General features: G+C 63.4%; 15 protein-coding genes. 7 read left to right on the top strand and 8 right to left on the bottom strand.

Going from position 1 to position 15,622, the window contains the following annotated elements:
* Positions 1 to 61: 61 nt before the first annotated feature.
* Positions 62 to 916 (top strand): oxidoreductase, encoded by an 855-nt coding sequence (locus B0G74_RS30570; RefSeq protein WP_132379208.1) that lies wholly within the window; start codon positions 62 to 64, stop codon positions 914 to 916.
* A gap of 30 nt (positions 917 to 946) precedes the next feature.
* On the opposite strand, the gene B0G74_RS30575 is transcribed toward B0G74_RS30570, so the two are convergent.
* The 8 genes from B0G74_RS30575 to B0G74_RS30615 form a co-directional block, all read right to left on the bottom strand.
* Positions 947 to 1,360, bottom strand: a complete 414-nt coding sequence (locus tag B0G74_RS30575) for a rubredoxin (RefSeq protein ID WP_132379210.1) — start codon at positions 1,358 to 1,360, stop codon at positions 947 to 949.
* Between the two features lie 465 nt (positions 1,361 to 1,825).
* Entirely contained in the window at positions 1,826 to 3,046 is a 1,221-nt protein-coding gene (locus B0G74_RS30585; protein ID WP_132379217.1) for an aromatic ring-hydroxylating dioxygenase subunit alpha, read from the bottom strand.
* Between the two features lie 164 nt (positions 3,047 to 3,210).
* Positions 3,211 to 4,662 carry a glycosyltransferase family 2 protein gene (locus tag B0G74_RS30590; protein ID WP_132379219.1) on the bottom strand — a complete coding sequence of 484 codons (1,452 nt, stop codon included), beginning with the start codon at positions 4,660 to 4,662 and terminating at the stop codon, positions 3,211 to 3,213.
* 49 nt (positions 4,663 to 4,711) lie between these two features.
* Positions 4,712 to 5,311 carry a cytochrome b gene (locus tag B0G74_RS30595; RefSeq protein ID WP_132379221.1) on the bottom strand — a complete coding sequence of 200 codons (600 nt, stop codon included), beginning with the start codon at positions 5,309 to 5,311 and terminating at the stop codon, positions 4,712 to 4,714.
* Positions 5,312 to 5,492: 181 nt separating this feature from the next.
* Positions 5,493 to 6,299 carry a class I SAM-dependent methyltransferase gene (locus B0G74_RS30600; RefSeq protein ID WP_132379223.1) on the bottom strand — a complete coding sequence of 269 codons (807 nt, stop codon included), beginning with the start codon at positions 6,297 to 6,299 and terminating at the stop codon, positions 5,493 to 5,495.
* 300 nt (positions 6,300 to 6,599) lie between these two features.
* Positions 6,600 to 7,700 (bottom strand): cyclopropane-fatty-acyl-phospholipid synthase family protein, encoded by a 1,101-nt coding sequence (locus B0G74_RS30605; protein ID WP_132379225.1) that lies wholly within the window; start codon positions 7,698 to 7,700, stop codon positions 6,600 to 6,602.
* A 75-nt stretch (positions 7,701 to 7,775) separates the two neighbouring features.
* Positions 7,776 to 8,552, bottom strand: coding sequence for a DUF1295 domain-containing protein (locus B0G74_RS30610; RefSeq protein ID WP_132379227.1), 777 nt, complete (start codon positions 8,550 to 8,552; stop codon positions 7,776 to 7,778).
* Positions 8,553 to 8,622: 70 nt separating this feature from the next.
* Entirely contained in the window at positions 8,623 to 9,234 is a 612-nt protein-coding gene (locus B0G74_RS30615; protein WP_132379229.1) for a lipocalin family protein, read from the bottom strand.
* 161 nt (positions 9,235 to 9,395) lie between these two features.
* Here B0G74_RS30615 and B0G74_RS30620 point away from each other — a divergent pair, with 161 nt between their 5' ends.
* The 6 genes from B0G74_RS30620 to B0G74_RS30645 all read left to right on the top strand — a co-directional run bounded on the left by B0G74_RS30620 (position 9,396) and on the right by B0G74_RS30645 (position 15,621).
* On the top strand, positions 9,396 to 10,289 hold the full coding sequence (locus B0G74_RS30620) for a LysR family transcriptional regulator (protein ID WP_132379231.1): 894 nt from the start codon (positions 9,396 to 9,398) through the stop codon (positions 10,287 to 10,289).
* A gap of 71 nt (positions 10,290 to 10,360) precedes the next feature.
* A complete protein-coding gene (locus B0G74_RS30625; protein ID WP_132379233.1) occupies positions 10,361 to 11,425 on the top strand; it encodes a DMT family transporter in 1,065 nt (354 codons plus the stop codon).
* Positions 11,426 to 11,600: 175 nt separating this feature from the next.
* Positions 11,601 to 11,804 (top strand): DUF3562 domain-containing protein, encoded by a 204-nt coding sequence (locus B0G74_RS30630; RefSeq protein ID WP_132379526.1) that lies wholly within the window; start codon positions 11,601 to 11,603, stop codon positions 11,802 to 11,804.
* Positions 11,805 to 11,946: 142 nt separating this feature from the next.
* Positions 11,947 to 13,050 carry an FAD-dependent oxidoreductase gene (locus tag B0G74_RS30635; RefSeq protein ID WP_132379235.1) on the top strand — a complete coding sequence of 368 codons (1,104 nt, stop codon included), beginning with the start codon at positions 11,947 to 11,949 and terminating at the stop codon, positions 13,048 to 13,050.
* A gap of 120 nt (positions 13,051 to 13,170) precedes the next feature.
* Positions 13,171 to 13,632 carry a GNAT family N-acetyltransferase gene (locus tag B0G74_RS30640; RefSeq protein WP_132379237.1) on the top strand — a complete coding sequence of 154 codons (462 nt, stop codon included), beginning with the start codon at positions 13,171 to 13,173 and terminating at the stop codon, positions 13,630 to 13,632.
* A 279-nt stretch (positions 13,633 to 13,911) separates the two neighbouring features.
* On the top strand, positions 13,912 to 15,621 hold the full coding sequence (locus tag B0G74_RS30645; protein WP_132379239.1) for a molecular chaperone HscC: 1,710 nt from the start codon (positions 13,912 to 13,914) through the stop codon (positions 15,619 to 15,621).
* Position 15,622 lies beyond the last annotated feature (1 nt).

Here is a 15,622-nt window from a genome sequence, read left to right on the forward strand (position 1 = left end):
ACAGCGCCTTCGCGCCGCATGAGTTTTTATATGTCGTAGACCATCAACAGGAGTTTCCCAAATGATGAATCGAGACAATCCCGTCTGGCTGATCACAGGTTGTTCCACCGGCTTCGGCCGCGAGTTGGCGAAGCTGGTGCTGGAGCGCGGTTGGCGCGCGGTGGTGACCGCACGCGACGCGTCGAAAGTGAAGGATATCGCCGAAGCCCACGGCGATCGCGCACTGGTTCTGCCACTCGACGTGACCAACCCCATGCAGATCGACGAAGTCGTAACGCAAGCGAAGCAGCGTTTCGGCCGCATCGACGCGCTCGTCAACAACGCGGGTTACGGTTATCTGGCCGCGATCGAGGAAGGCGAGGACGACGAAGTCCGCGCCATGTTCGAAACCAACGTGTTCGGCCTCGTCGACATCACGAAGGCGGTCTTGCCGATCATGCGTGAGCAGCACAGCGGCTTGATCGTCAATGTGTCGTCGATCGGCGGTATCACGAGTTTCGCGGCGACCGGCTATTACCACGCCACCAAATATGCGGTGGAGGGTCTATCCGAATCGCTGGCGACGGAGGTGAAGCCGCTCGGCATCGACGTGTTGATCGTCGAACCGGGACCGTTCCGCACGAACTGGGCGGGTCCGTCGATCAAACAATCGGCCACGGTAATCGACGATTATGCTGCCACGGCCGGTGAGCGCCGCAAGCAGACCGAGGCGCGCAGCGGCAAACAGGCAGGCGACCCGGTGCGCGCCGCGCAGGCCATTATCGACGCCGCGCTGTCGGACACACCGCCGCTGCGGTTGCTGCTCGGCAAAACCGCGCTCGAACTGGCGCGCAAGAAGCTGGACTTCATGCGCGGCGATTTCGATGCATGGGAAGCCACCACGCTGGGGGCGGATTTTCCGGAAGGAGCGGGCTGAACTTAGGCGTATGTCGTGCGTTGGCCGGGCTTAAAACTCGACCAACGCGAAATCTTCCTTGCCCACGTCGCAAAGCGGGCAGCGCCAGTCGGCCGGCACGTCCGTCCAGCGCGTGCCCGGCGCGATGCCCTCCTCCGGCAAACCTGCGGCTTCGTCGTAGACCCAGCCGCAGATCACGCAGACCCACTGCTTGAAGTCGTCCGCCGAAGCGGCAGGCTCCGCCGCGTGCGGCGCATCAGCCGCGTGCGACGCCGGCGTGTCATCGAGGCTGACCACCAACGGCGCGGCCGTGCCCACGCCGGTTTCCGCGAGGCGCGCCTGCAAGCTTTCCAGCAGCCTCTGCGCTTCAGCCTGCGTCAGATCGATCCAATAGGGATCGCCCGCGCCGTCGTTGAGCCGCTCAGGAGAAAACTGGATTTCTACGGCTACGCCCTTCTTGTACATGGCAAATCGGAATTTCGATGAAGCCGGCAGCGCGTCCCAGGAAGAACTTCCTTAGGGACGTGCCGGCATGGGTCGGAAGCGTCGCGCAGAGGCTTCGCGTGGAGATCAGACGAACTGGTTCAACACGATCGCGGCAATCAGGCCGGCGGCGCCGATGAGGCCCAGCAATTGCAGCAGAGTGAGGGATTTGCGGGGTGCGGTAGGGATTTGTTGCGTAGTCACGGGCTATTCTTGAAGATCGGAAAAAGCGAAATGGTACACGGGTCCGCGGCTAGCGCATGTCGATTAGCGCAAACCGCCGTGCATTAGCTGCCATTATCGCCGCTCGATCGCCCGGTATTCCCTACCGTCGGGAGATGGATTAATTCCCCTCGAGGGGGAAAGTTTTCGTGCGGATTCCTGATGCGGACATGCCGGGCAGATCGCCACTCACATCATGCGCCCGGCGTCAAAACGACCCGAGAATCAGCTCTTCGCCAACGGGTTGCCGTGACGAGAATCCCAGAAGCGAATCACAGCCGTGTCGCCCGTGCCGGCACCCACCACCTGATCCGGCGCGCCGTTCTCGCGCAGCAACGCGCGCAGATCGTTGATGACCGGAAACACCTCATGATTCCAGTCCGCGCCCTGCGAATCGTGGGCGCGCTGTTCGGCTTCGACGATCTCCCGGTCTTCCTTGAAAATGCGCTCGGTGAACCACACCAGCAGCGGCCACGCGAGATTCAACACGCCAGGAACACCGGGTTTGCGAATCGACAGCAGCCCGAACGTGCGGTTGGTGCGCTGCTCGCGATCGAGCGGCACGTAGACGATCCACAGATCCATTACCAGCGTCTGCTCGGACGTGCGGATCTGCAGCGTCTGATACGGATACTCGGTGCGGATCGTCATCACGTCTTTGTCGTTGTCGCCGCCGGTTTTACGGCTCTGGCCGAACACGATCGCTTCGCCGATCGGCTGCTGGCCGGCCATGCGCGCAAATGTGTAATCGACTTCGACCCAGCCCTCGCCACGCCGCCGGCCGAGCGAACGCGCCCGCATCTGCCCCATCTGCCTGCGATGCAGAAACTGATGGTTCATGTCCATCAGGTTCTCGTGCATGAACGAGTAGTGGCAATTCACCGGACGGCCGAAGCGGCGCGTCTTGTACTTCTTGTCCGAGACCGAGCCGAACGCCGGTAGCGGCCGTTGCTCGGCCAGCGCCGCGTCGCCGGGGAAAACGAAAATCAGGCCTTCGATTTCGCGGCACGGGTAAGAGCGCACGCCGTTCGGCAAACGGTCGCGGCCCAGGTACGGCACGTCGATGCACTTGCCCGAGCAGTCGTAAGTCCAGCCGTGATAGCCGCAGCGGATCGATTCGCCATCCACCACGCCCTGATGCAACGGCACCTGACGATGCGCGCAGCGGTCCTCCAGCGCGAACGCCTTGCCGGACTCCGTGCGCGCCAGCACGATCGGCTCGCCCGCGAACGTCACACCATGCGTCTTGCCCCGCTTCACCTCGTGCGACCACGCCAGCGGATACCAGTAGTCAGGGTGAATACCGACGCGGCGCAGATCGCGCACCGGTGCGTCGTTGGCGGCCTGGCCCGGCATGTGAGCGGATTTCTGCGATGCGGCCTGGGCAGGCGACGCATCGACGGTTACATCGACGGTGTCTCGTTCTAGCGGGGGAACAGCATGCATAGGTGGGTCTCCGTGCACGGGCGGATAGAAGGTTGCGCCCTGCAAATTGCGGGCGGCATCGTCGCCAGTCTACTAGAACCCGACGCCGTATGGGTTCGGGGACCGTGCAACCACCTACTGCGGCGCCTGCTCCCACTACTCTCCTGAAGAGACGACGCGCCGCGTCAGCTCTCGTCGTGTGCCACCAGCCCCGAGCGGCGCTGCACGCCCCACGACCGTCCGCCGCGCAGGAAATGCAGCCAGCCGAGCGCGGCGCCCACGTGCCGCACCAGCTGAAACGTGAACGGCTCGGCGACCGCCGCGAGCATCGCCATCCACAAACTGGTGCCGGCGCGCTCGCCGGTCCAGCGCCGGTACAAATGGATACTCCACAGATAGAACGCGAGGTCGATCGCCGTTTTCAGGCCGATCACGCTGAAGATCGACACGACGATCGCGCCATGGCCACCGAACACGAAGGCGAGCAGCAACGCAAACGCGGTCAGGCCGTAAATCGGCTGCATGGTGTCGATCGCCTTGACCGGCAGCATCAGCATGCCGAGCGTGCCGTAGCGCGGATTGCCGGTCATGTCGCGGTTCCAGTACTGCGTCTGCAGGAAGCCCGCGAACCAGCGGCGCCGTTGACGCAGAAAACTGGCGAGATTGTCCGGCGCGTCAGTGCGGGCATGCGCCTCGCCGACCACGCGCACGTCCCAGTCGAGGCCGTGGTCGACCGAATAGCGGCGCAGCCGGTGAATCAGCTCGTAGTCTTCGACGAGACACTGCGGATCGAAGCCGCCCACGTCGACCAGCGCGTCGCGCTTGAAGGACGCGAAGGCGCCCGAAATCAGCAGCAGACTGTCAGCACGCATCCACGCGAAACGGGCGATGAAGTTGCGCATGTACTCGTAGGTCTGGAACCACTGGAACACGCGCCCCGACACCGACTTGCCGCACACCGGCACCAGAATGCCGGCCGCGGCGACCAGCTTCGGTTCGCTCGCGAAAGCGGCGCGCATGGCGTAGGTGGCGTCGTCGTCGAGTAAGGTGTCGGCGTCGACGGTCATGACCGTTTCCGTGGTCATCACGGTGATCGCGGCATTCAGCGCGCGGGCCTTGCCGCCGTGCGGCACACGCAGCCAGAACAGATTCGGATACAGCGCGCTCGGCGCGCTCAGCACGCCGTCTGCGGCCGCGGTAAGGCCGAAGCGCCCGGTGAGCAACTCGCGGGTCGAGTCGGTGGAACCGTCGTCGGCAATGACGATTTGCGCCGGCCCGTGCGTTTGCCGCAGCAGCGCGGCGATCGTGACCGGCAGCACCGTCGCTTCGTTATGCGACGCGACGATCACGCCCATGCTCGGCAAGCTGCGCCGTTCGAACTCGGGCTCGAGCGGCGGCGCACGCCGCATCAACGGCAGCGTTTTCCACGTGACGAACGCAAGCAGCAAGGTGTCGTACACCACGTAGGCGATACCCGTCGACCACGCCAGCGCGCCCTGCAGAAAGAAGGCGCGCGCGAACAGCAGCAGCCACAAGACGACCACACTCAGATGAATCAGCGTGCTCAACGGTGTCGTGCGACGCGGCACAATGCGCGGCGAAGCGAGAGCGAGAGCCTGTTCCAGGGTTTTCTTCAAAATGACTGCCGGGTTTGTCAATGTTGCGGTTGATAGGTGAATGCGGCGCTCACGGCACCATGCGCTTCAGAACCGACTTGCGATCGATCCACTGGTGCTTCAACGCGCCGCCGATATGCATCGCGAGCAGCGCATAGAGCGCGTAGCCAAGCCACGTGTGCAAGGCGCCGAAGCGGTCGTGCAAGGTCTCCTTCAGCGCCGGATCGAGATTCATCACATAGCCGATGCGCGGCCACGGAAACAGATTGAACAGATGCATGGGGTGCGTCGCCGCGTCTTTCCATGCGGAATCGTGCAGCCAGCCGGACAGCGGCAGCGCAATCATCAGCAGATACAGCAGAAAATGCGCGACATGCGCGGCGATCTTTTCCCACGACGGAAACTCGCGCGGCAACGGCGGCGGCTTGTGCGACACACGCCACAAGATGCGCATGAGCGCGAGACCCAGCACCGTGATACCGATCGACTTGTGGGTGTCGACCACCGGACGCACCCAGTCGTCCGGCAACGAATCCGCGCTCAGCCCGAGCACCACGTTGCCGATCATCAGCAGCGCGATCAGCCAGTGCAGAACCATGGCCGTACGTGTGTAGCGCGTTGGCACTGGCGTGCCGGTCGAATCGGTCAAAGAGTCGGCGTGTGTGTTCATGATTGTTCCGTCCGCAGCGGCATGGCTGCGAAAGCTGTTTGAAAATCCGGCGATGCCGTAGCACATCAAGGCAAGCCGATGTATAGGCAAACGCCCGAGTGTGCCGCTTTATTCCGCCGGGCGCTTAACTCCATGTTTTCGGATTATTTCGCTGCCGCCGGCTTAGAGAAGTCATTGCACCTTAACCGTGCGCCGCCTCGCGCCGCGCGATCAGCGCGGCCGACTCGATCCGTTCGTCGAGCCAGCCGTTGGTTGCATACGCATCCAGTAGTTGCCGGATGCGCGCCAGCAGTTCGTCCAGCCGCTCGCCGAGCCGTTCGCGCGACAGACTCGACATCGACAGCGGCCGCGTCACCAGCGAGTCGACCGAGACCCGCCGCGTTTCGACGATCGACACGCGTTCGAGCATCGGGAACGGCGACTTCGCCAGCACCGCGTCGTGGCTTTCCCAGCCGTCCGCCTTGCGCTGCATGCGCGCCGGGTCGCCCTCCGAGTAAGCCTCGAGCAGCGCACGGTACGGCGCGAGCCAGGCCATCGGCGAGTCGGCGGCGAACGCGGTCGAAAACAGGGCGACCGCGCCTTCCGGTTCGATCAGAGCATCCAGACGCGCGAGCGTGTCGGGCCGGTCCATCCAGTGAAACGCCCGCCCGATGACGGCCAGCCGAAAGCGCCCCAAAGCCGGCGACAGATCGTAAGAACTCCCCTCGCGATACTCGATGTTCGGCGCAATCCCCGCGCCCAGGCTCGCGGCAACGCGCAGCATTTCCGGTTCGGGGTCGAGCGCGAGACCCGCGCCGACCCACGACGAAAACGCCAGTGACAATTGCCCCGGCCCGCAGCCGAGGTCCAGGAGCCGGTGCGAGCCGCCGAGTTCGCAGGACTGCGCGACGCGGCGGATCAACTGCGGCGAATACGGTGGACGGCCCGCCAGGTAATGCGCGGCGGTGGTCCTGAAGCGGTCGGGGACGAAGGGGATTGGGGTGGTCATCGGTAATTCCAGGCGGGTCGGTTGCGGCAATGGCAAACGACGAACGGAACCCCATTGTCGTTGCTGCGGTCCATTGGCGCCGCTGTTGCGAGGCAACTCGATCAGACAGGGCTTCCCTGCCTCAGAGTGCACCCAAGGTTTGATGCCCGGATGACTGCGCAGTTTCCTGCCGATTAGATAAATCGCAGGGCGGAACTCGCGAGACGGTCGCTCAGCAAAAAGCCGAGTGTGAAAACACAATGAAAGCCAGCCGGCGTATCGCGTCACGCCTAGCACTTAAGCGGATCGGCCCACCGCGGTTCAACGCTTCACGAACCGATAATGCCCCACGCCCCACTCGTTTCCATTCGCGTAGCCGAACAGTTCAGCCACCGCCATATAGAACATGCGCCACCGTTGCAGCCACACTGCCGCATCGCGCGCGCCGTAGGTGTCGATCAGCATTGGCATCACCCGGTCACCCGCCGCATCGAGCGCGGCGAGCCAATGATTCGCCGTGCGCTCGTAGTGCGTGCCGCTCACCCACCACTGCCGCTCCACGCGCAGGTCGTCCTGGAAATTGAGCAGCAGCGCCTCCGACGGCATCGTGCCGCCGGTGAAAAAGTACTTCGACATCCAGTCGCTGCCGTCTTGCACCTGGAAGTGATAGGCCAGCGTGCGATGCGCGAAGAGATGCACGAACAGCTTCGCGTCGGCGCGCATCCAGCGCGCGATTTTCGCGAGCAGCAAGCCGTAGTTCTTCATATGCTCGAACATCTCGATCGACATCACGCGATCGAAGCCGCCGCCAAGTTGCGCCCCGTCGAATTCGAAATCGACGATGCTGCCCGTCACCACCGAAAGGTTGTGCAAACCAGCCTGCGCCGCGCGCGCTTCGATGAACGCGCGCTGCCCATGCGAGTTCGATAGCGCGACGACGCGCGAATTCGGATACCGCGCCGCCAGCCATAACGACAGTGAACCCCAGCCGCAGCCGAGATCGAGAATCCGCTGACCGTCGGCGAGTTCCGCACGCTCGGCATAGCGTTCGAGCATGGCCGCTTCGGCTTGCGCGAGCGTCTCGTCACCGGTCGGATACAGGCAGCATGAATACTTCAGATGCGGTCCGAGATACGCGTGGAAAAACGACGCCGGCACCTCGTAATGCTGCGTGTTGGCGGCTTGCGTTTCGATGGCGATCGGACTCGCGCGCAGATCGTCGAGCAGACGGTTGAACCGTTGCGCGCGCAACTCGCCGTTGTCGACCGCTTCATCGCGCAGGCGCTGACGCATCAACTGACGCATGCCGAAACGGATCACGCCGTCGGGTAGCCAGCCGCGCTCGCAACTTTGAATGAGCCAGCCATCGGCGGAGTCGGAGGACGACGGCGGCATCGTGTGGTCAGTGGTGGAAAGACTCATGAGGCTGACTCCTGGTGTTTCTTTTGGACTCTTTCGAAGGCGCGCTTGCGCCCGCTTGCGTCTTCCATGCCGTCTTCAATGCCGCGGCGGCCACGGAATCAGCGCGCTGGTGGTGCGCATGTAGTCGGCGTACCCGGGACGCCCTTTTGCCATGCTTTCTTCGAGCAGCGGAATGCCGGAGACCTTCAGCAACAGAAACGCCATCAGCACCGGCGGCAACAGCGTGAACCAACCCCACGGCGTGCCGATCGACAACGCGATATACGCGAGCCAATGCACGCATTCGAAGAAGTAATTCGGATGCCGCGAGTATCGCCACAAGCCGACGCGGCACACGGCGTCGCGATTGGCCTGATCGGCCTTGAAGTTGCGCAACTGGCGGTCGGCCATCGCTTCGCCGGCCACGGAGACGATCCACACGACGACGGCTAGCAGCATCCAGCCGACGGCCGGCGCAGTGCCGCGGTACGACGGCACCAGAAATGCGATCGACAGCAACATCGAAATCACGACTTGCAACTGGAAAAACCAGAACATCCGGCTTGCCGCCTTGTCGCCCCATTCTGCGCGGAAGCGCTGATAGCGCGCGTCTTCCGGCTTGCCGGCGTTGCGTTTCCACAGATGCGTGCCGAGCCGCGCGCCCCAGACCAAACCGCCCAGCGCGGTCAGCGCGCGCGCGACGGGGTCGCCGGTGCCGAGCATCGCGTAGAGCGCCGCCACGAGTCCCAGCGAATGCGCCCAGATGGGATCGACCATGCCGGCGTTTTCGCTCCTCAACTGCCACGCCCAGACGGCGCTGAAAAGCGCGATGAGTCCGATCAGGGCAATCACGGCGGCAGCAAGCGGTGGCATGGTTTCCTCATTCGACGGCAATGCGGGTTATACGCGGCGACGGTGGTATCGGATGCGTACGATGCGCCCGCTAATCCTTGTCGCCCGGCGACGCAAAGCCCGGCTTGCCCACCTGATCCGGCCGCTGCGGCACGCGTCTGAATCGCGACGTGTCATAGCCCATCGCATCGAGCCGCGCAAGCAAGGCGCGATATGTGTCCTCGCTCATGTCCGGCTCGCGCGAAAAAATCCAGCCGAGGTTTTTGCCCGGATAGCCGAGGATCGTGTAGCGGTAGTCTGGGTCGACGTAAAGCGTCAGTTGCGTCACGCGGATAGGCCAGAACAGCTGCACGCTCCACTCGCCGCCGTCCTTGCCGGGCACGGGCGTGTCGAGAAACTGATAGTGCTTTTCCTCGGCGTCGAAGCGCTTCTTGCGGGCGTAGTACGAATCGTCGATCTTGCCGTCCGCGCGCAGTGTCCATTCGGCGCGGCTCGCCACCATGTCGCGTTCGGCGAAATACGGAATGTTCGCGATGACGTACCAGCGGCCCATGTAGCGCGGCAAGTCGACGGGCACGGTGGCGAGCGGTTCGCTCGCGCGCGGGTTGGGATTGGGCGGATCGTTGGAGCAGGCCGTGAGTGATAGCAGCAGAACGCTTGCAGCGGCGGCAGCTGCAGCGGTGACGTAGGCAACTCGGCGCATGGCAAGGGCCTCGAACGTGGCGGCAATACACCTATTACGTTCGACGAGGCCGTCTGGATGCGTGCGCCGCTCTCCGCAAGAAGGCGCACCGATAACAGAACCAAAGCGGCAAATGGTGCTAAATTGGCCCGACTGCGGACTTCAATTCCTGAATCGACCGAATGGAAAACCTGAGCGGGATCGTCGCCTTCGTGCAAACGGCCGAAGCGTCCAGCTTCGTCGGCGCGTCGCAGCGGCTCGGCCTGTCGCCCTCCGCCGTCGGCAAAAGCGTCGCGCGGCTCGAACAACACCTCGGCGTGCGGCTGTTGCAGCGAAGCACGCGGCGCGTCAGCCTGACCGACGACGGCGAGCGCTTCTACGAACGCTGCCGGCAGATTCTCGACGCGCTGAGCGAAGCCGAAGCGATGATGCTGCAAGCGAACGCCGCGCCACGCGGGCGCCTGCGCGTGACTTTGCCGACCATCGGCTATCGCTTCCTGCTGCCGATCCTTCCGGAATTCGCCGAGCGCTATCCCGAGATCGACCTCGAACTGGATTTCAACGACCGCATCGTCGACGTGATCGAAGGCGGCTTCGACGCCGCGGTCCGCAGCGGCGATCTGCCCGATTCGCAATTGATGGCCAAGCGGCTCGGCCCGTTCCGCTTCGTAGTGTGCGCGTCGCCGGGTTATCTGCAACGGCACGGCGTGCCGCTCGCGCCGGCCGATCTCGCGCAGCACGCATGCTTGCGCTTCCGCTTCCCGACCTCGGGCAAACTGCAGCACTGGGCGTTTCGAGGACTCCCCGAAGACGCGGCCGCGCGCTTTCCGACCGCGCTGACCTGCAACAACATGGAAGCCCTGCGAGCGGCGGCGGAACTCGGTCTGGGCGTGGCCTACATGCCGGATTTTCTGGCTCGCGACGCGATCCGGGCGGGAACACTGCAAAACGTGCTCGACGACCATCTGGCGCACGCGGGGCAGTTTTCGGTGCTCTGGCCGTCCAGCCGGCAACTGTCGCCGAAGCTGCGCGCGTTCGTCGATTTTCTGTCGGAGCGCTTGTTCAGCGCAGCTTAGCGACGATACAAGTGGCGTGATCCGGTTAGCGTTATCGTGTCCGCAACGCCCGCTCCCGCGCGAATTCCCTCATGCCTACCCGCTCAAACGCCGCATTCACCGCCTTGCTCGCCGCCGCCCTATTCGGCGCGACGACACCGCTCGCCAAGGCGCTGCTCGGCTCGCTCTCGCCGTTCCTGCTGGCTGGGTTGTTCTATCTCGGTAGCGGCTGCGGCCTTGCCGCGGTGATTCTGGCGCGCCGGCTTAAAGGCGGCGGCGCCGGGCAGCCGGTCGGCCACAGCCATTTCCCGTCGCGCGAAGCCCCCTGGATGGCCGGCGCGATCGCAGCCGGCGGCGTCGCCGGGCCCGCTTTACTGATGCTGGGTCTGCAAACGACGCCGGCCGCCACCGGTTCACTGCTGCTGAATCTGGAAGGCGTATTCACCGCGTTGATCGCGTGGATCGTGTTTCGCGAGAACGTCGACGTGCAGGTGTTCCTCGGCATGGCCGCGATCGTCGCGGGCGGCGTGGCGCTGTCATGGCAGCCGGGCGCGGCGGGACTGCCGCCCGGCACGCTGCTGCTGATCGGCGCCTGCGCGTGCTGGGCCGTGGACAACAATCTCACGCGCAAGGTGTCGGCGCACGATGCGATGTTCATCGCCTGCATAAAAGGACTCGTGGCCGGTTCGGTGAACGTGGCGCTCGCGCTCACCCTCGGCGCCGCATGGCCGAAGCTCTCGACCGTCGCGCTCGCCATGCTCACCGGCTTTGCGGGCTACGGCGTGAGTCTCGTGCTGTTCGTCGTCGCACTGCGCAATCTCGGCACCGCGCGAACCGGCGCATATTTTTCGGTCGCGCCGCTATTCGGCGTGACTTTATCCTGGCTTCTGTGGCCCGAACTGCCGCCGCCGCTTTTCTGGGTCGCTGCAGCGCTGATGACGCTCGGCGTGTGGCTGCACATTCGCGAACGTCATGAGCATCCGCACACGCACGATCCGCTCGAGCACTCGCATCGTCACCGGCACGACGCGCATCACCAGCACGAGCACGACTTCGCGTGGGACGGCGACGAGCCGCATACCCATCCGCACCGCCATGCACCCATGACGCACGCGCATGCGCATTTCCCGGATATCCATCACCGGCACACGCATTGATTTTTCGGCCAGCCGTGCAGCACGGACGCTTGCTGCATCGCAAGACAAAAATCTCTCTGAAAAAAAATCATGCGATAGACCGATTCAATTGGCATCGCCGCGCATCGCATCCTGTAATGAACTCCTGTTGTCCGCGTGCCTTCCGCCCAACCTGTCCGCACCTTTGGAGAGATCCATGTCACAACCCGAGCCTAATGTTGATGAATTAGTGAAAAGCATCGCCGAAGAAACCGACACGCCGGCGGAAACGGTCTCGAAGATGTACGCGGACACCTTGGCCAACTACCGGCACGACGCGCGTGTATTCGATTACGTGCCGCTCTTCGCCGCGAAAAAAGTACGCAACCAGCTTCGCGATAGTTCGAATCGCAAACACTGACACGGCGGCGCGCGGAGACCACCGCCTGCTGAATCGCAATTTTTTTCGCCTCGACCGACTCGCGCAAAATTCACATAACGCGCACCGATTTTTTTCCCGCTGATAGACTCTCGCCCAGAACCATCGACTCGGGGGAGTTGGCATGCGGGTAACGATCGTAGGCGCGGGCATCGCCGGTTTGAGCACGGCGTGGTCGCTCTCGAAACAGGGACATGACATCACGCTGATCGAGCAGGGCTCGATTCCAAATCCACTCGCCGCGTCGGGCGACCGGCATCGCATGATTCGTCGCGCATATGGCGATGCGGACGGTTATGCGCGAAACATCGAAGAGGCGTTCGATAGCTGGGACCTGCTGTGGAACGATCTCGGCGTGTCGCACTATGCAAATTGCGGCGTGCTCGGCATTTCGCAATTCACGGGCGATGGCGCCGAACAGTTTCGCAACGGCCTCGACCGCATGGGATTCGAGTACGAAAGGCTCGAACTCCTCGAAGCAGCGGCGCGCTACCCGTTTCTCGACCCAGCCACGTTTCGTTACGCCTACCTCGATCACGACGGCGGCGCACTTTTCAGCGAACGCATTGCACGCGATATGAAAGCGTGGCTCAAGATGCGCGGCGCCGACATTCGCATGCACACCAAGGTGCTCGCGGTCGACCCGCAGACCGCTTCCGTGCGCATCGAAAACGACGTGATCGTGCATGCGGACCGGCTCGTGGTCACCGCGGGCGCATGGACGCCGCAACTGTTTCCCGCGCTTGCGGAAAACCTGATGACGTATCGCAACACGGTCGCCTATCTTGAGCCGCCCGCGGATCTGGAAGACGCGTGGTCGACGGCGCCCGCGATCGTCGATATCGGCGGCGCGAGCGACGGCTATGTGCTGCCGCCGCTCGACGGCATTGGTCTGAAGTTTGGCGCCGGCATCAATAAATCACGCGCGCCGGACCCCGACGCGAATCGCGTTGCCGCGCCCGTTGAAGGCGACCGCTTGCGGCGGCTGTTTGCGCCGCCGTTCAGCCGCATCGACGAATATACGGTATCCGAAGTAAAAACCTGCGCGTACACGTTCACGGCGGATAACCGTTTCTTTTCGAAGCGCATCGGCAACACGCTGGTGGTGTCGGCTTGCTCGGGGCACGGCTACAAATTCGGTGCAGCGGTGGGGCGGCGAATCGCGGAGGCGCTGGAGACGGACGACGACGCCACGCTCGCGCGGTGGCTCAGAGCCGAGACGGCCTGAACGTTTTCCTCGATTCACACTTGGTGGCTCCACATTCTGAACGTACTGTGGATCTAACAATAGCGCCGCAAATTTTCTATGCTGGCGGTTCAGCAGTCTTCTTCCGACCAGGAACCGCACATGTCCGATTCGATTCAAATCCGCCCCGTCGTCCCCGGCGACTTCGATGCATGGCTGCCGCTTTGGGACGCCTACAACGCGTTCTATGGCCGCTCGGGCGAAACCGCGTTGCCGCGCGAGATCACGCAAATCACGTGGGAACGTTTTTTCGACGGCTACGAGCCGATGCATGCCATGGTGGCTGAACGCAACGGCCAGTTGCTCGGTCTCGTGCACTTCCTGTATCACCGTCACACGACGATGAAAGGACCGATCTGCTATCTGCAAGACCTCTACACGCTAGACTCCGAGCGCGGCAAAGGCGTTGGCCGCGCATTGATTGAAGCGGTGTATGAGCGCGCCAAAGCCGATGGTTCGCAACGCGTCTACTGGCAAACGCAAGAGACGAATCAGACGGCGATGAAGCTCTACGACAAGGTTGCGGACCGTTCGGGCTTCCTGGTCTATCGCAAAGCCTTGTGATGCCGCGCGGCGGGCTCGCCTAGCGCGCTTCCCGCTCGTCTCGCCGTGCCGCGCGCTCTGTGCGGCACACTGCTTTTATCTCCGACCGATCTCGTGGCCACCATGCGCCGCGCATTGTCCGGTCCGATTTCCGCCGCCTTCGTTTCCCGCGCCGCTCAAGTTTGCGTGCGGTCTGCCGTTATCGCCATTGGACGGAGCTACACCCGGCTCCACGCGGTTCATCAGCGAAACCTTGGGCGATCTCCTCATGGAGGGGCGCAAACGAATCGGAAACTGTACATGCCTTCGATCATCGGCATCGATCTTGGAACCACGCATAGTCTTGCGGCAATCTGGCGCGCCGACCGCGCCGTGCTCATCCCGAACGCGTTAGGCGAGACGCTCACGCCCTCGTGCGTCTCCATCGACGGCGATGGCTCGATCCTCGTCGGCCGCCCCGCTCATGACCGCCTGCATACGCATCCCGAGCGCACCGCCGCCAACTTCAAACGCTATATGGGCACGAGTCGCACCGTGTCGCTCGGCACGCAGTCGCTGCGCCCCGAGGAGTTGTCCTCGCTGGTGCTCAAGTCGTTGAAGGCCGACGCCGAAGCGTTTCTCGGCGAAACGGTCGGCGACGCCGTGATCGCCGTGCCCGCCTATTTCAGCGACGCACAACGCAAAGCCACGCGCATTGCCGGCGAACTCGCCGGCCTGAACGTGCTGCGCCTCGTCAATGAACCGACCGCGGCCTCGCTCGCGTACGGCGTGCATCAACGCGACAGCGAGCGCAAGTTTCTGATCTTCGATCTGGGCGGTGGCACCTTCGACGTCTCCGTGCTCGACTTCTTCGAAGGCGTGATGGAAGTGCGCGCCAGCACCGGCGACAATTTTCTCGGCGGCGAGGATTTCACCGATGCATTGGTCGAGTTGTTCTGCCAGCGCAACGGACTCAAGGTCCAATCGCTCACGCCGGTTGCCGCGCAACGTCTGCATCAGCAAGCCGAACGCGCGAAACGTCAGCTTACGCAGAACGGCGTTGACAGCGTCACGCTCGAACTCACGATCGACGACCACGCGCGCACGCTCGAACTCGACGCGGCCGCAGCGGAGCGCACCTGCGAGCATTTGCTGCAACGGCTGCGCCAACCGGTGGAACGCGCATTGCGCGATTCGAAGATTGCCGTCGCCGCGCTCGACGAGATCATCCTCGTCGGCGGCGCGTCGCGCATGCCGATGGTCCGCAAGCTGGTCTCGAAGATGTTCGGCCGCCTACCCGCCGGACATTTGAATCCGGACGAAGTGGTCGCGCTCGGCGCGGCGGTGCAAGCCGGACTCGTGGGACGCGATGCCGGGCTCGACGAAATGGTGCTGACCGATGTCGCGCCCTATAGCCTCGGTATCGACACAGCCATGCAGGTCGGGCCCGCTCAGTTCGTGCCGGGTCACTTTTTGCCGATCATCGAACGCAATACGATCGTGCCGGTGAGCCGCATGCAGCGCATTTTCACGGTGCGCGACCGCCAGCAGATCCTGAGCATCAAGGTGTTTCAGGGCGAAGCGCGTTTGACCACGGACAACGTCGCGCTCGGTGAATTCACGCTCGAAGTGCCGCTCAAGGCAGCGGGCGAAGCAGGCGCGGATGTGCGCTTCACTTACGACATCAACGGCGTGCTGGAAGTGGAGGCCACTGCGTTTCCGGGCGGCATAAAACGCGCGATGGTGATCGAAGAAAATCCCGGCGTGATGACACCGCAAGAAATTCGCGAGCGACTTACCGCGTTGAGCGCGCTGAAGATCCACCCACGCGACCAACTCGAGAACCGGACGCTGTTGACGCGCGCCGACCGTGTCTATGAAGAAACGCTCGGCGATCATCGGCAATATCTGGCCGCGCATATCGCCCGCTTCCAGGCACTGATCGAGCGCCAGAACGCCGATGAAATCGCGCAGGCGCGCGGTGAGCTGAGCGCGCTGCTGGATCGCTTCGATGTACATGTGACTTACTGAC

Origin of the sequence: Paraburkholderia sp. BL9I2N2 (genome assembly GCF_004339745.1) — a bacterium.
In the GTDB taxonomy this organism is placed as follows: Bacteria; Pseudomonadota; Gammaproteobacteria; order Burkholderiales; family Burkholderiaceae; genus Paraburkholderia.

Excerpts from the sequence above, each read along its gene's own strand:
- B0G74_RS30570 (WP_132379208.1), top strand. The coding sequence starts at position 62 with ATGATGAATCGAGACAATCCCGTCTGGCTGATCACAGGTTGTTCCACC.
- B0G74_RS30575 (WP_132379210.1), bottom strand. The coding sequence starts at position 1,360 with ATGTACAAGAAGGGCGTAGCCGTAGAAATCCAGTTTTCTCCTGAGCGG.
- B0G74_RS30585 (WP_132379217.1), bottom strand. The coding sequence starts at position 3,046 with ATGCATGCTGTTCCCCCGCTAGAACGAGACACCGTCGATGTAACCGTC.
- B0G74_RS30595 (WP_132379221.1), bottom strand. The coding sequence starts at position 5,311 with ATGAACACACACGCCGACTCTTTGACCGATTCGACCGGCACGCCAGTG.
- B0G74_RS30600 (WP_132379223.1), bottom strand. The coding sequence starts at position 6,299 with ATGACCACCCCAATCCCCTTCGTCCCCGACCGCTTCAGGACCACCGCC.
- B0G74_RS30605 (WP_132379225.1), bottom strand. The coding sequence starts at position 7,700 with ATGAGTCTTTCCACCACTGACCACACGATGCCGCCGTCGTCCTCCGAC.
- B0G74_RS30610 (WP_132379227.1), bottom strand. The coding sequence starts at position 8,552 with ATGCCACCGCTTGCTGCCGCCGTGATTGCCCTGATCGGACTCATCGCG.
- B0G74_RS30615 (WP_132379229.1), bottom strand. The coding sequence starts at position 9,234 with ATGCGCCGAGTTGCCTACGTCACCGCTGCAGCTGCCGCCGCTGCAAGC.
- B0G74_RS30620 (WP_132379231.1), top strand. The coding sequence starts at position 9,396 with ATGGAAAACCTGAGCGGGATCGTCGCCTTCGTGCAAACGGCCGAAGCG.
- B0G74_RS30625 (WP_132379233.1), top strand. The coding sequence starts at position 10,361 with ATGCCTACCCGCTCAAACGCCGCATTCACCGCCTTGCTCGCCGCCGCC.
- B0G74_RS30630 (WP_132379526.1), top strand. The coding sequence starts at position 11,601 with ATGTCACAACCCGAGCCTAATGTTGATGAATTAGTGAAAAGCATCGCC.
- B0G74_RS30635 (WP_132379235.1), top strand. The coding sequence starts at position 11,947 with ATGCGGGTAACGATCGTAGGCGCGGGCATCGCCGGTTTGAGCACGGCG.
- B0G74_RS30640 (WP_132379237.1), top strand. The coding sequence starts at position 13,171 with ATGTCCGATTCGATTCAAATCCGCCCCGTCGTCCCCGGCGACTTCGAT.
- B0G74_RS30645 (WP_132379239.1), top strand. The coding sequence starts at position 13,912 with ATGCCTTCGATCATCGGCATCGATCTTGGAACCACGCATAGTCTTGCG.